General features: G+C 66.2%; 8 protein-coding genes and 1 tRNA gene. 5 read left to right on the top strand and 4 right to left on the bottom strand.

Going from position 1 to position 15,581, the window contains the following annotated elements; all coding sequences use genetic code 11:
- Positions 1–23: 23 nt before the first annotated feature.
- Together AC1C2S_RS06370 and AC1C2S_RS06365 are read left to right on the top strand one after the other, a co-directional pair.
- Positions 24–1,961, top strand: coding sequence for a dynamin family protein (locus AC1C2S_RS06370; protein WP_495351686.1), 1,938 nt, complete (start codon positions 24–26; stop codon positions 1,959–1,961).
- The gene (locus tag AC1C2S_RS06365) at positions 1,958–3,523 is read left to right on the top strand and encodes a dynamin family protein (RefSeq protein WP_495351685.1); all 1,566 of its coding nucleotides are present in this window, start codon (positions 1,958–1,960) and stop codon (positions 3,521–3,523) included. Before AC1C2S_RS06370 ends, AC1C2S_RS06365 begins: the two co-directional genes overlap by 4 nt.
- Here the strand turns inward: AC1C2S_RS06365 and AC1C2S_RS06360 are convergent.
- The 4 genes from AC1C2S_RS06360 to AC1C2S_RS06345 form a co-directional block, all read right to left on the bottom strand.
- Entirely contained in the window at positions 3,410–3,976 is a 567-nt protein-coding gene (locus tag AC1C2S_RS06360) for a hypothetical protein (protein ID WP_495351684.1), read from the bottom strand. The genes AC1C2S_RS06365 and AC1C2S_RS06360 overlap by 114 nt on opposite strands.
- Before the next feature lie 61 nt (positions 3,977–4,037).
- Positions 4,038–4,841, bottom strand: a complete 804-nt coding sequence (locus tag AC1C2S_RS06355) for an IniB N-terminal domain-containing protein (RefSeq protein WP_495351683.1) — start codon at positions 4,839–4,841, stop codon at positions 4,038–4,040.
- A gap of 120 nt (positions 4,842–4,961) precedes the next feature.
- A complete protein-coding gene (locus tag AC1C2S_RS06350) occupies positions 4,962–7,556 on the bottom strand; it encodes a LuxR C-terminal-related transcriptional regulator (RefSeq protein ID WP_495351682.1) in 2,595 nt (864 codons plus the stop codon).
- A gap of 41 nt (positions 7,557–7,597) precedes the next feature.
- Positions 7,598–9,508, bottom strand: a complete 1,911-nt coding sequence (locus AC1C2S_RS06345) for an Hsp70 family protein (protein ID WP_495351681.1) — start codon at positions 9,506–9,508, stop codon at positions 7,598–7,600.
- Positions 9,509–9,768: 260 nt separating this feature from the next.
- On the opposite strand from AC1C2S_RS06345, the gene AC1C2S_RS06340 reads away from it, so the two are divergent.
- From AC1C2S_RS06340 to AC1C2S_RS06330, 3 genes are all read left to right on the top strand, one after another.
- A tRNA-Ser gene (locus AC1C2S_RS06340) sits at positions 9,769–9,857 on the top strand.
- Positions 9,858–10,017: 160 nt separating this feature from the next.
- A complete protein-coding gene (locus tag AC1C2S_RS06335; protein ID WP_495351680.1) occupies positions 10,018–10,920 on the top strand; it encodes an arginase family protein in 903 nt (300 codons plus the stop codon).
- Between the two features lie 319 nt (positions 10,921–11,239).
- Positions 11,240–15,541: a glycoside hydrolase domain-containing protein gene (locus AC1C2S_RS06330; RefSeq protein ID WP_495351679.1), complete on the top strand. Its 4,302-nt coding sequence runs from the start codon at positions 11,240–11,242 to the stop codon at positions 15,539–15,541.
- Positions 15,542–15,581 lie beyond the last annotated feature (40 nt).

The following is a 15,581-nucleotide window of genomic DNA, read 5'->3' as shown; positions in this document are numbered from 1 at the left end:
CGATGGAGAGAACGAGGGAATTCGTGCCGGAAGCAGTCAACACTGAGGAGTCTGCAGTGGTCGAGCGCGAGCAAACGGCGACGCCCGAAGATCCGCCGGTGGCGGCGCACCTGCAACGCGCACCGGAGCTCGAGGGCGAGGCTTCGGCCATGATGGACGTCGTCCGCAACGTCGGGCAGCTCGCCGCTTCCTCCGGTCGTGCAGACCTGGCCAGACGAATCCAACAGACACAGGAACGGCTCGCCGATCCCGACATCCGAGTCATCGTGGTCGGCGAGTTCAAGCAGGGGAAGAGCAAGCTCATCAACGCCCTGGTGAACGCGCCGGCATGCCCCGTCGACGACGACGTCGCGACGAGCGTGCCGACGTCGGTGGGGTATGCCGAGGTGCCCTCGGCATGGGTGCTCAAGCAGCACACGGATCCCGCCACTGGCGCGGCTGGCGTCGATCGCCGTCAGATACCGCTCGAGGAGATCTCCGAATTCGTGTCGGAGCACGGCAATCCGCGTAACGAGCGTCGCATCGTGTCGGCCGAGGTGCTGCTACCGCGCGAGATCCTCAAGGGCGGGCTGAAGCTCGTCGACTCGCCCGGCGTGGGCGGCATGGAGTCGTCCAACGCGCTGGCGACGCTGTCGGCACTGTCGACGGCGCACGCCGTGCTGCTGGTGTCGGATGCCTCGCAGGAGTACACCGAACCCGAGGTGCAGTTCCTCAAGCACGCGATGCGCATCTCGCCGAACGTCGCCGCAGTGCTCGCCAAGACCGACCTCTACCCATCGTGGCGTGAGATCGAGCAGATCGACCGAGGCCACCTCCGCGACGCCGGCGACGTGCCGATATTCTCCGTCTCCAGCGATCTTCGCCTGCTCGCTGCCGAACTCCGCGACAGCGCGCTGAACGACGAGTCGGGCTTTCCGGCGCTCGTCGCACATCTGCGCCGAGAGGTGCTCGGCCGCGCCGAGGTGATTCACGAACGCAGCGCCGTGCACGATCTCGTGTCAGTGGTCGAGCAGCTCACGATGTCACTTCGTTCCGAGCTGAATGCGATCCTGCACCCCGAGGACACGCCGCGCATGATCGCTCAGTTGGAGGCGGCGAAGGCGCGCGCCGACGAGTTTCGCGGGCGGTCGTCGCGCTGGCAGGTGACGCTCACCGATGGTGTCGCCGATCTCATCGCCGACATGGAGCACGACCTGCGCGATCGGCTGCGCAAAGTGCAGCGCGAGGCCGAGGACGCGATCGAGGAGGGCGATCCCGGACCGATCTGGGATCAGATCACCGAATGGCTCGACCAGCGGGTGACCAGCGCGGTGTCCGAGACCTTCGTGTGGACCGATGAACGCTCGCGCTGGCTGTCGGAGGAAGTGGCCGAGATGTTCAGCGAGGGGGAGTCCGCACTCCCGGCGATCGACGTCGGCGACACGCAAGGAGTGCTCGACCCGGTCGAGGGCATCTCCGAGCTCGACCCGGGTCGTCTCGGCGCAGGAGAGCGGATCTACATCGGCGTGCGCGGATCGTACGGCGGCGTGCTCATGGTCGGCCTCGCCACAGGATTGATCGGACTTTCGCTGATCAATCCGTTGTCACTGCTCGCCGGAGTGCTCGTCGGCCGGCGCGCCTACCGTGAAGACATGAGCGCACGATTGATCCGCAGGAAGCACGAAGCCAAAGGCCATGTGCGCCGCTACATCGACGAAGTCACCTTCCAGGTCGGCAAGCAGCTCAAAGACCGGCTGCGCCTGGTGCAGCGCGCCGCTCGCGACCATTTCGGGGCGATGGCCGAAGAACTGCACCGCTCGTTGTCGGAGGCACTCGTCACGGCGAAGCAAACGGCGACCACCTATACGTCCAGGCGCGACCAGCGGGTGGTCCAACTGAAGGCGCAGATCGGCCAACTCGAGCGGCTTCGCGCTGAGATCCCCGAGCTTCCGCCGATGCGCACCGAGGCTGTACAACGGTGACGGCACAGGTGAGGGAGGACGCAGCGGGCTTGCTGCGTACCGCCCGCGCCGTCTACGACGATGATCCTGCGGCGCAGAACACGCTCGCCGAACTCGACCGGCGCTTGCGCGAACCCTTGCGGTTGGCCATCGCCGGCATGGTGAAGGCGGGCAAGTCGACGTTGCTGAATGCCCTGCTCGGCGAGCAGATCGCGCCGACTGACGCCGGTGAGTGCACACGGGTCGTCACCTGGTATCGGTACTCGGCGACTCCGACCGTCACGCTTCACCCGAAGGAGGGCGAACCCCGGCGGCTGCCGGTGCGTCGAGATCACGGGCGCCTGGTGCTCGACCTCGGTGGCGCTCCCGTCGAGGAGGTGGGTTGGATCGACATCGGCTGGCCGCTGATCGCTCTGAAGTCGATGATCCTGATCGACACGCCGGGTATCGCGTCGTTGTCGGAAGGCGTCTCAGCGCGAGCGACGTTGTTCCTCACCCCGGAGGAAGCCCCGTCGTCGGCGGATGCCGTCGTGTATCTCATGCGGCACCTGCACGCCTCGGACATCAAGTTCCTCGAGGCCTTCCGTGACACCGCGGCCGGGGCGGCGCAGAGCATCTGTGCGGTCGGGGTGCTCTCGCGCTCAGACGAGATCGGCTCCGGCCGCATCGATTCCCTGCTGTCGGCGGGAAAGGTGGCACGACGTTACGAGCTCGATGGTGAGCTGGCCTCACTGGTGCTGGCTGTCATCCCGGTGGCCGGGCTCGTCGCCGAGGGGGCTCGCACGCTCCGCGAGCACGAGTACACGGCCTTCCAAGAACTTGCGGGGCTCGAACGGGTCGACCGTGAGCGCCTGCTCGTGTCGGCCGACCGATTCACCGGTGAATCCGACATCACCGACGTGAGCGCGGCCGAGCGCCGGAACCTGCTCGGCCGATTCGGGCTGTTCGGGGTGCGGCTGGCCACCGCACTCATCCGCGGCGGAGTCGAAAGCTCGTCCGATCTGTCGGGGCAACTGGTGCAGCAGAGCGGACTGATCGAGCTCCAGCGGTTCGTGCGAGATCAGTTCCGCACTCGTGCGTCGACGCTCAAGGTGCGCGGCGTGCTGCTCGGGCTCGACCAGCTCATCCGCGAGAATCCGCGCGAGGGTACAGAAGTGATCCGCGGCGGTATCGAGCGCATCACGGCCGGCGCGCACGCGCTGCGCGAACTCTCGTTGCTGGCCAGCGCGAGGTCGGAAGGGCTTCCGCTGATCGCACAGGATGCCGCGGACGCCCAGACGATCATCGGTGCCAAAGGCACCCCGGCCCACGTGCGTCTCGGTGTGGCGGAGAACACGGACAGCGACTCACTCCGCGACCGCGTCGGAACCGTCCTCGTGCACTGGCGTCGGTTGTGCGAGTCTCCGCTCACGGACCGAGCGGCGGTGAGCGTGTGCCGGGTGGTGATCCGCAGTCTCGAAGAGATCGCGTCAGAGCTGCGGCCCGCGGCGGATGTCGTGCTGCCGGGCGGACCACGCGATGGCACCCGGGAGCACACTGAAGAGCAGCGCGAGCACCACGAGCCCGCATTGGGCGGCAAGTAGGAGCCGCACTGGTTCACCGCGTTCGCCGATCGCCACCAGTTCCGTCGACAGCAGCAGGAGGAGGACCTGCACCACCAACGTCGCGAGCTGCCACCAGCGCACCTTGGGACGCCTGCTCATGAACGACACCAGAAGCGTGATCTGCGTCAGCAGTGCTGCCACCATCACCCCGAACACGACCCAGAACACGACGTCGGCGGCGGTCTGGTACGTCTGCTCGGCGCGCCCGTCGGTGACGCCGCGAACGACGTCCGCGATCAGGGGAAGCTGGGTCTGACGGATGACGAAGAAGTAGACGACCGTGAACCCGCCGACGGCGAAACTGAGGATCCAGAGCACCTGGCTCGCGCGCACGGAGAACGGCGGGGTCAGCTTCACGAGCACCGGGGCCGCGTTGGGATTCGCGACGGGAGGGCGTTCCGGCGCGTCTCGCTTGTGACTTGCGGTCGTCATAGCCGCATTCATCGCCGGCGTTCCGGCGGGTGGATTCGTCTGCTCGGTCACGTAGCCCAGGTCACGGCTCCTCGGCCGGATCTTCAGGATACGGGTCGGGGTCAGGCGCGGTGAGGGGCTCGTTCGCGTCGTACGAGTCCGCCGCGGTGAGGTCCGCCATCAGCGCATCGGGCTGCGCTTCCGGTTCGACCGCTGCGGGTTGCTCGGGGGCCGCGGCCGTGGCATCCGCCGACGATGCATCGGTTGCTGTGTCGACGACAGGGGCGTCGTCGGTTCCAGTGACCGTATCGGCCGGGGTGTCGCTCGGCGCACCCGTCGAGGTCGTGTTGTTCGAGCCGGTGGTGTTGCCCACCGCGATGTCGCCCGCCGTGACCGTGGAGTCGGAGTTGTCGATGTCGGCATCGTTGCCCGCGGCGACAGCATCGTCGCCCGAGGCGACGACGGCATCTTGATCGAAGATCTGCGTCACGTCGCCCTGGGCCCAGATGTTCTGATTCGTCGACTGGTCCACGATCGTCGTTCGGTTGTCGATCGTAGTGAACTGATTGATGATGCGCGAGATCTCGTTGACCACCTCGTTGGTTTCGCTGAACGGTTGCGGCGACCCTGGATCAGGTTGCTGCGACCCCGGATCTTCCGTCGAGCGGGGATGCGGCGACGCCTGCGCTCTCGAGGTCACCGACGGGTCATCGATGATCACCGGTGCGACCGCCTTCACGTCTGCCCCGCACGCGCCCTGGAGGCCGTGATTGGCCAGGGTCTCCCGCGGGGCCGAGTTGAACTCGTCGACCGCGGCCGGGTCGCGAAGCAGACTCAGGATGAACGCGATCAGCGCGTCGGCGATGGTCGTCACGGGTGTGTTCATGTATCGACTCCTCAGCGGTCCAACGGCAACATGCACGCATGTTCGAAGCTGGTCTGTCCTAATGTATGCCGCTCATGCCGGGCATGGCATCGGGGGTATCCCCGAAATCGCACGGGGGTATCAGGGGGGTGCGTCAGTTCGCCCGTCTCCTGCTGCCGCGACGTCCTGGGCGGCCTCCGATCCTTCGATCAGTACTCGCAGCTTGGCGATCACTTCGGAACGCGACGACGCACGGAGCCGGCGCCGGATGTGAGCGATATGGTGCTCCGCGGTGCGAGGCGAGATGAAGATGGTCTCGCCGATCTCGGCGTAGGTCTTACCCTGCAGGACGAGCCTGGCCACCTCGAGTTCGCGATCGCTCAGCATCTCCGTCGGCGACTCAGACGACATGGGCGCGGGGGAAGACTCGGTTCCGGATGCCGCGGGGCGGCGTGCGGCATCGTTGGGGTGCAGGTCGCGCGCGCACGACAGCAGGCGGGCGGCGACCTTGCGGTCGGCGGTGCGTGCGGCGCCATGCCCCGCCAGGCGAGCCGCGTCCCAGGCGAGTCCCGCTGCGGCGAGGCCACGGGCGGAACTCTCGACGGCGTCTGCGTGCACCGTGCCGGCGAGCACCGAGGTCCACACTCTCCCGGCCTTCGCCATGACTGCGGCGACACGGTTGGTCGGGGCGGCCGACACGAGCGCGTGCGCGTGCGGGGCGAGATCCTCGGGCCGGTTCAGCAGGATTCCCTGCTGGATGCCCGCCCAGCGCAGATGCGCCGACCATTGCGCGGGAGCGCCGAGCCCGTCGATGATCTCGAGGCCACGGGCGAGGTGAGGCTCGAGGTGTTCGGAGTCTCCCACCTTCGCCGCCGAGCAGACGAGTTCGGCGAAGGGATGCAGCAGGTACAGGTCGATCTCGGTGCGCAGGATGCTCGGTCGGGCCTGTCGCCAGGCTGCCTCGAGGCCCGCCGCATCCTCGTAGCGGCGCGCGATCGCAACCTGCACCGCATGGGCGAGCAGCGCGTCGCGTGGCGACGTGGTCGGTGCACACTCGAGAGCACGGGCGAGCGACTCTCGCGCCTCGGCGGACCAGGCTCGCTGCACCGCGACCCATGCGCGCCACAGCAGCAGGCGCGGCCGCGCCCACTGCCCGCCGTGGCCACCGGCGATCGCGTCTTCGATCACGGAGTGCGCGGTGGCGAGGTCGCCGAGGTTGATCGCGACCGTCGTCGCGATGACGGCCGGCAACTCGGGGATCGCTGCGGACGTGCGTGACGATGTGTACATCTCCGAGGCGCGCACCAGATCGACGAGCATGGTCGGGGCGGCGCCCTCGGGGGCGATGGATGCGGCGAGCCCGCGACGGAGCAGCTGCATCGAGACGCCGAGTGCGGACGGCGCACCGCTGCGCGCCGTGGTGATCTCGTGGGTGATCTCGGTCGCGTCGTCGAGCGCACCGACGCCGTACGCGGCGATCATCGCTCGTACGGTCGAGTCAGGGTTGTCGGGGGGCGTCGCGCGGTACACGGCGGAACTCTGTTCCATCATCCCGCGGCTGGCCCAGGTCGCGGCCGCGACGTCGGCCATTCGATCGCCGTCCGTGCCGTGCACGCCGGACGGCGCCGCATCGATCAGCGCACTGGCGGCATCCAGATCGGTCACTGCCCAAGCCGCCTGTGCTCGGCGCGCAACGAGGTCCGCCGGGTCGACGCCCGAGTTGATCGCGGCGCAATAGAGCTCGGCCGCCCGGTGCGGGTGATCCTCGAGCATCCCATCGCCGTGCTGCACCAGCGCGGCGCCGACCTGCGGATCGCCGACGAGACCGACCCATTCATCGTCGCCGGGGTCTCCCGACTCGGCGGAGCGCGCGATGACCTCCGCCAGGCTGCTGCTCATGTCGATGAGGCGCCGTGCGGGGATCGTCACCCTGACGGTGGCACGCACCACCGGCACCGGCTGACCGTTGCGCATCAACAGGCCCTCGGCGTACCCCTTCATGATGTTCTCATCGCTGTGTTCGGGCGTTCCGAGAACCGATCGTCCGTGCCCGCCCACGATCGAGAGCAGCTCGATCGTGCGTCGGAGATCGGAGTCGAGGGTGTCGAGCCGGTGCGCGATCCGCTCCTCGAGTACGCGGGCGAGCTCGCCGTGGGTCTCGTCGTCGAGGCAGTCGCGCTCGTCGTGTGCAGTCAGGGCCTCGGACACGAGCCACGACACGCCGCCGGTGGTCACGAGAATGTGGTCGAGGCAGCGGCTCGGGATCAGCTGGTCGCGGCTGTCCAAATAGGCGAGCACGTCCGACCGCGAGACATGACCGAGCACGATCGCCGGTCGTGTCCGCTCGAGCCGTCGCGCGATCGTGGTGAGGGTATTCGACTGCGGCCATGGGCGGCTGGCCACCACGAGCGCGGCATCGGGATCGTCCGAACGGATTCGCACGCGTTCCAGTTGCTCGGCGTTCATCAGATGCAGGTCATCGACCAGGAGTACATGCGAACGCGGGACGCGCGCGACATCCAGGTCGCCGGCGGCCACCAGGCTTGCATCGCGATGCTCCTCGGCGAGCATCCGGTGCAGATGACGCAGCACGGTCGACTTGCCTGAGCCGGCATTGCCGACGACCATCGCCCGGGCGGATCCGGCCCAGGGGGCGACGATCGCATCCACCGCAGGTCGCATCTGGCGCTCCCAGACGAACGGCGGACCGGTCTGCGGAAGCACGGTGCTCGACACTTGCAGGACTGTCATGGCGTGGGTGGTTCGTCGATGCCGGATCAGGCGGGTTCGGTCGTCGTCGGTGAGGGCGGGGCGGGGTCGGTGGTGGGCGGGTCCGGCGCGGGGTCAGTGGTGGGGTCTGCCGGGGGAGGGTCGGTCGCAGGCTCTGGAGTGGGGTCTGCCGGGGGAAGGTCCGGGGGAGGTTCTGTGGTGGGATCGGTCGTGGGTTCTGTGGTGGGCTCAGTCGTGGGCGGGTCTGTTGGGTCGACGGTCGGCTGGATCGGGTCACCGGTGGGCGGCCCAGTGACGACGGGCTGGTCGGCTGCCCGCACCGGAGGCGGCGAGAGCGCCGGCGGCGTCGTGCGCGGTACTGCCGGACGTCGAACCGGAGACGGCTCGTTGATCGGGCTGAGGCGTGTATTCGGTCCCGAGACGTCGTCGGTGTCGTCGGGCCGCTCGAACAACCCCGAATCGATGATCGGACCGGCCGGGGGGAACGCTTTCGCGAACGGGGCGATCGCCTTCGTCGCCGGGTCGATCAACGGCGACGGCATCGTTTCGGGCGAGTCCGACGTGCCGACAGTGTTGCCGGAAGCGGCATTGTCGTAGGCGGTCATCCGCGAACCCGCGGCCATCGCGCCGCCGAAGACGATCGCTCCTGAGATCAGTGCGACGGCGCCCGCCATCAGCCACGTCGATCCGTGCCTCGCGACGCGGTTCGTCGTGGGGCGCACGAGAGAGAATGCGCTGGCGACGCGCGCGAGCACGAGCCCGCTGCCTGTGGTCACCTCGACCTCGGCGTCGGTGTCGGTGTCGGTGTCTTCGACGGTGGGATCGAGTGTCGCCAGCGCGGTCGAAGCGGCGACAGCTTCGCGTTGGTTCAACCGGGCGAGCACCGTGCGCGCCGCACCCAGGGCGATGGAGGCCTTGGGATCCGCATCGACCGCCAGCGGTCGGTCGAATCGCTCGGAGAGGCGCTGGGCGACGAGTGGGATCCGTGACGATCCTCCGATGAGGAGGATCGCCTCGAGCTGATCGGCGGTGAGGTCGGCGGAGTCGATCGCGTTCTCCAGCACGCCGAGTGTCGTGCCGAGCGCTCCGTCGATCATGTGCTCGAACTCGGACCGTGTCAGGCGCACGCTCGATCGGCTCGGCGGTATGAGCACCGGGATCGTGGCATCCGAATCGAAGGAGAGCGCCTCTTTCGCGTCGATGGACTCCCGGCGCAATTGGGAGAGGGCGATGCGGGTGTCGGGATCATCGATCGACAAGGCGGAGACATCCAGGCCGGATGCTGCGATGACGTGCTGGAGGACACTATCGTCGAAGTTCGCTCCGCCCAGATCGTCCAAGCCCGCGGGATCGCCGGCCAGCGTGAATTCCGAGTCCGCGCCTCTGCGCAGCACCACGGAGTCGAAGGTGCCGCCGCCCAAGTCGTACACCGCGATGGACTGGCCGGGTTCGAGCGGCCGCGTGGCCTCGTAGTGGCGCGCAGCGGCTTCTGGCTCGGTGATCAGGGAGACGTCGTCGATGCCGAGACGGCCGAGCGCTGTTCGGATCAGGCCGAGGCGGTGCGCCCCCCATGCTGTGGGATGCGTGAGGGAAATCGCATCGGGGCGCGAGCCCATGCGTTCCGTGACGGCGTCGACGACCGACGCGAAGGTCTTCGCATACAGCACTTCGGGTGCGAAGGTCTGCTCGCCGACCACGAGGGGCACTTCGTCGCCGATGCTGCGCTTGAACTCGCGCACGAGTCGCTCAGGCTGCGCGACACCCCTGCGCTCGGCGGCATCGCCGAACAGCAGGTCGCCATCGTCTGAAACGAAGACGACGGTCGCGACGCAGTCGCCCTTTCGCCCCAGGGTGAAGGGCGTGGCGCTGATGCTTCCATCTCGCTCGACTCGGGAAGTTGCCGCTGCTACGCGACTCGTGCCGATGTCGACCGCGAGGACGTACGGGTTGTCCTCCATGTTTCACAAACCACGATTCCGAGTTTGGCTTGAGATTCCGAGTTTGGCTTGAACAGCGTCACTCTAGGCCGATGCCGTTGAGTCCGCGAGGGGACGACGGGCTTCTGGTATACCCCAGTTCGGTGGACACGCCGGCCATCGATGGTCAGGCATGGGCGAGCACTGCGAGCCGTAGCGATGTCGAGGAAGGGTGCTGGAATCGTCGTTCGGACGGTCGCCGGGTTATGATGACAGTCGCGTGTGCGCACCAGCATCCGCGAGGAGACGTCGCATAGTCCGGCCGAGTGCACCACCCTGCTAAGGTGGAGTCCCCGTAAGGGGACCAGGGGTTCAAATCCCCTCGTCTCCGCTCTCTCTTGGGCCGATCAGCGCTCGTGGTTGAGAACTGCCAGCCGATCGCCCGTTGCCTTTCTGAAGCCGCGCATCTTTCCGCGCTCTGGCGTTTCTCTGAACGATGCATACGAGTCGCCCCATGCTCGCCGGTTCTTCGCTTCTGCAAGGATTGTGCTGTGATTTCGTTGCTTTCTGCTCCGACGAACCTCGGGTTGCGTCCGCCGCGGCGCGGGAGCGTGCCGGGTGCGTCGAAGGCGCCTGAGGCGTTTCGTGAGGCTGGCTTGTTTCGTCGATTCGCCGAGCTCGGGGCAGTCGAGGGAGGCGTAGTCCTTCCTGGCATGTATGTCGACGATGACTCGACTCGTTTGCCGGGTCGCGTGCGCAACGAGACCGCACTGATCGATCACGCGCGGCGCCTGGCCGACCGCGTGACCGAGACGCTCGACGCGGGCGCATCACCGCTCGTCATCGGAGGGGACTGCAGCCTGCTGCTCGGGGCCGGCCTCGCCCTGTCTCGACGTGGTGCGGGGGCAGGGCTCGTGCACGTCGACGGTCACACCGACTTCCGCCACCCAGGCAACAATGCCGCTTGTGCCAGTGTTGCCGGCGAAGATCTGGCCGCCGCCATCGGCTTGCATTGGCCGGCGATCGCCGACATCGATGGCCAGGGTCCGTATTTCCAGCCTGCGAAGGCTGCACATATCGGATGCCGAGATGACGACGAAGAGGCCGATGAGGTGCGGCGCACGATCGGGCTCGTTCTGCCCGCATCCGAAGCGATGGTCGTCGGCACGGGGGAGGCGGCGGCTGCCGCTCGCGCCGTCGCCGGCACGAGCGGATACTGGCTCCAGGTCGATGTCGACGTCCTCGATCCGTCGATCATGCCGGCCGTCGACAGCCCTGACCCGGGCGGCTTCGATGCGGAACAGTTGCTCGACCTTCTGGCAGCGCTCGCACCGAACGCGATCGGCGCATCCGTCACCGTTTTCGATCCCGACCTCGACCCCGAAGGGGAGTATGCACGGGTTCTGACCGACATCCTCGTCGCTGGATTCCACCGGCTCGGTTCCGAGCTCTGAGCGTTCGCAGAAGCAATGATCGGCTGAGCATTCGCGTGCCGAGGACTACCGGTTCGGAGAGATCGCACTGCGGTGCGCCGTTCCGTGATCGACGACGCGAGTATGGTGCTGAACCGCTCCCGAATGGTAGCGTTACCAATCACGGGTCGTCTCGGATGCGCACTCCGACAGGTGAACTTCGATCCTGCTCCTTTGCGGCCATCAGAACCTGACCTCAGGCCGCAGCAGTGGCACCTGAAACCGCCGATGGTTTCTCCTCACCGCCCAGTTCACGAATGACCAGGGATTCCCTTCCCGAAGATCACAGAGAGCGATGATCATGAGCTACATCAAGAAGATTGCGGCGATGTCGGTGGTATCGGGGGTGCTGGCCAGCGCTCTGGTGGTGCTGGGTGTCGGTGCGACCGCCGTGCCCGCAGTGGCCGCTGAGGATGCGAGCGAGGACTTCGTGAGTCTGGTCGATCCGTGGATCGAATCTGATCGCGGGAGGTACTTCTTCTTCCAGTCCGCCAGCAATCCATTCGGGTTCGTGAAGTTGCGCCCCGACACCTTCACCGCCGACGGGCGAAGCTCGGGTTACCGCCCCAGCGAAGATCAGGTGAAGGGATTCAGCCACATTCACGACTGGCAGATCTCCGGTGTGCAGGTGATGCCGACGACAGGCGAAGGCGTGCCCAAGACCGAAGGCGACACCGGCTGGCAGTCCCACGTCGAGCACGATGAGACCGAAGTGGTCGAGCCCGGGTATCACAAGCTGCGGCTCGACCGGTACGGCGTGACGGCCGAGCTCACGGCGACCGACCGGGTGGGCCTGCACCGCTACACCTACGAGCAAGCCGGCCCGAGCGAGATCATCGTCAACCTCGGCGGCCGCCTCGGCGAAGCCACGATGGCCGACGCCCAAGTGACCAAGGTCAGTGACACGGAGATCGAGGGCTTCGTCAATCAGAGAGGAGATCGGGGCCCGGTCAACAAGCTCTTCTTCAACATCTCCTTCGACAAGCCATTCGATTCTCTGCACGGATGGAAAGACGGAAACCTCACCGACGATGGTGCCCCGTTGGACACCAACGCGGGCAAGAACAGCGGGGTGTACGCCCGTTACGACAACCTCGCCGCAGGTGAGACAGTGCAGATGAAGGTCGGTTTGTCGTTCACCAGCACGGATGGCGCCCGCAAGAACGTTCAGGCCGAGGCATCCGGATGGGACTTCGACGCAGTCAAGCAGGCTTCACAGGAGCGCTGGAACGAGATGCTCGGTCGTGTCGACGTCGACGGCGGCACTCACGAACAGCAGGTGAAGTTCTACACGGACCTGTTCCACGTTCTCGCCGGACGAAGCGCCATCAGCGACGTCGACGGCGCCTACCTCGACAACACCTTCGGCGTGAACAGGGTCAAGCAGATCCCCCTCGACGAGGATGGCAAGCCGCAGTTCGCCATGTACAACTACGACGCCCTGTGGCTGACGCAATGGAACCTGAACTCGATCTTGGGAATGGCCTATCCCGAGGTCTACAGCAGTTTCGTCAAGTCGCAGCTTCAGATGTATCAAGACGGAGGGCTCCTTCCCCGAGGTCCGGCTGCCGGAAGTGAGACCGCTGTGATGACCGGCTCGCCCGTGTCGTCCTTCATCACGGGGGCGTACAACAAGGGCATCCGAGACTTCGACGCCGACCTTGCGTTCGACGCGATGCTGGACTCGCAGTCCCTTGGCGGCCAATACGAGCCCGGCGCGTTCGAGCCCGATGGCTTCGGCGGATGCGGCGGGGCCAAGCAGTACATCGAGAACGGATACGTTCCCGAAGACCTGTGTGTCGACAAGCACAACGGTGGGGCAGGTCTGACCCTGGAGTACTCGTTCCAGGACTGGGGCCTCGCAGGCATGGCCGAGGCGCTGGACAAGACCGGATTCAACGTGGCACAGCTGGCCTCGGCGGAAGCCTCGTCGCAAGCCGACGATTCGAAGCAGGCCGCTGCGCGTGCGATCGACGGCCGTCCCCTTCGCTCCACTCCGGCTGAGTGGTCGTCGGCCGGCGAATCCGACCCGTGGATCACGGTCACCTTCGACGAGTCGCGAACGATCCATCAGATCGTGATCAAAGACCGGGTCGATCCCGCAGTGAATGTGAATTCCGGGGTGCTGACCTTCAGTGACGGATCCACCGAGACCGTCGAGAACATCGGCACGACCGGGCAGAGCAAGATCGTGGACTTCAGCCCACGCACGGTCGACTGGGTGAAGTTCGAGACGACCGGCGGAGAGGGCACCAACGTCGGACTCAACGACATCGAGATCTGGGACGACACCGACCTCGGGACGTATCTGATGGATCGGTCGGACAACTGGCGCAACCTCTACGATTCCGGAACCGACTTCATCCGGCCCAAATCGGCGAATGGCAACTGGCTCGCCGACTTCGATCCGCTTTCCGCAACGGACTTCGTCGAGGCCAACTCATGGCAGGCGACCTGGTTCACCTCTCACGACGTGATGGGACTCGCCAATCTGATGGGCGGTACGAAGGCGTATGCAGACAAGTTGAACTACGCCTTCGAACAATCGGTCGATGGCGGCTTCATCGGCGGATACGGCGAAAGCCACGTCAATTACGGCAACCAGCCCGCCCTCCAGAATGGACATCTCTTCAACTACGTCGGCTACCCGTGGCTGACGCAGTACTGGGTGCGACAAGTGCAGAAGCAGGTGTACGCACCCGTCACCACGACCGACGGTTACGGTCATCACGATGAGGATCAAGGCCAGATGGGTGCGATGAGCGCCCTCATGGCGATGGGCTTGTTCGAGGTCACGGGTGGTGGCCAGAGCGACCCCGTCTACGACATCACCTCGCCGATCTTCGACGAGATCACGATCGCCTTGAACCCCGACTACTACTCCGGAGGGCAGTTCCGGATCATCACGCACGACAACTCGGCCGAGAACATGTACATCCAGAAGGCTGAACTCGACGGCTCGACGTCGAACAATTCCTGGTTCCACCATTCGGAGTTCGCCGACGGCGGCACTCTGGAGCTGTGGATGGGGGACACCCCGAACACGCAGTGGGGTGTCGACGACCTTCCGCCGTCGGAATCCGAAGAGGCGGAGCAGATCCCGACGACCGGTGTCACCATCGATGCTCCCGACTCGATCGAGGTGCCGTACAGCACGATCGCGTTGACCGCTGCGGTGGCTCCCGAAGATGCCTCCTACAACCGAGTCGACTGGACCGTGACGAATCCAGACGGTTCCCCCACCGACACGGCAACGGTCGATGGTTTCGACGGCACATTGACCGTCAACGATACAGAGGGCGACATCGTGGTGACCGCGACCGCCGCGGATGGCAGCGGCGCGTCGGCCAGCAAGACGGTGACCGTCGACCTCGACGTCGACCTGTTGCGGGGAAACGCTGCGCGTTGGCCCAACGTCACCGCGACAGCATCCACGGAATACTCGAGCAAATTTCCGGCTCGCAAGGTCTTCGACGGAGTGATCGGCCCAGGCGACGGCGGCGACTGGGCATCGCGCGGCGAACGCAATCCGTGGGTCCAACTCGATTGGGCGACGCCGATCACCGCAGATCGAATCGTGCTCTTCGACCGACCCGCGCTGCTCGATGACGCCAACGGCGGAACGCTGACGTTCAGCGACGGCAGTTCGGTGCCCGTCAGCGGACTCGCTCCGAATGGGAGCCCGTTGAGCGTGAGCTTCGACGCCCGAACATTCCAATGGGTCAGATTCCAAGTCGAAGGGGGAACCGGGTTGAACCCCGGGCTGGCCGAACTCGAGGTCTACGCGGTCCCCGGCGTCCCCGAAGCACCGCGCGAGGTGACTGCGGCATTCGAGGGAAACGAGGCCGCCGTGGCATGGCAGCCTCCGGCCTTCGATGGCGGAGCTCCCTTGACCGGATACGTCATCACCACGTACCGCGACGGCGCCCCGGTTGAGACACGAAACGTCGAAGATGGGGAGAATCAGGCGACCGTCGACGAGCTCGAGGGCGGACACTCGTACGAATTCTCCGTGGCTGCGTCGAACCTGCGCGGTTCAGGACCGGAATCCGAGAAGACCGTTGCGGGAACGCCACCGAAGCTGGTCACGCCGGCCCCGGTCTCCTACGTCGATCCCTACGGCACGAACGGCGACCAGTACACGATTCCCGCCTCTGAAGGCGTGGAGTACTTGATCGACGACGCCCTCGTGGCGGCAGGCGCCTATCCCGGTTCAGGATCGATCACGGTCGTCGCTCGAGCTGTCGCCGGCTACATACTGGCCGAAGATGCGACCGCGGAGTGGTCCTTCACGTTCACGGCGGAAAAGGTCGACTCGCAGAGTTCCGGTGCGCTCAACAAGCTCATCTCCGTCGGAGGCGCGGGAATCGTCTACACCATGAACGTCGAGGCGGGGCAGGTCGTTCCAACCGGACCGGTATCCATCTACGACGGAACTCGCAAGATCGCGACCGCGACGCTCACCCCAAGCGACGACGGGCGCGTCCGCATCCCGCTTCCCAAGCTGAGTCGAGGTCTGCACCTGTTGACCGGCCGGTACGGCGGCGACGACAATGTCGAGCAGTCGGGTGCCCGGCCGAGCGTTGTGTTCGTCCTGTTCTAGCCGAAGCGCACTACCGGAAGGGGCCTGCTGCGAAGCGGGC

It is taken from the genome of Agromyces sp. Y782, from assembly GCF_059445405.1.
The sequence above is the reverse complement of the archived record's forward strand: the minus strand, read 5'-3'. Positions and strand labels throughout refer to the sequence as shown.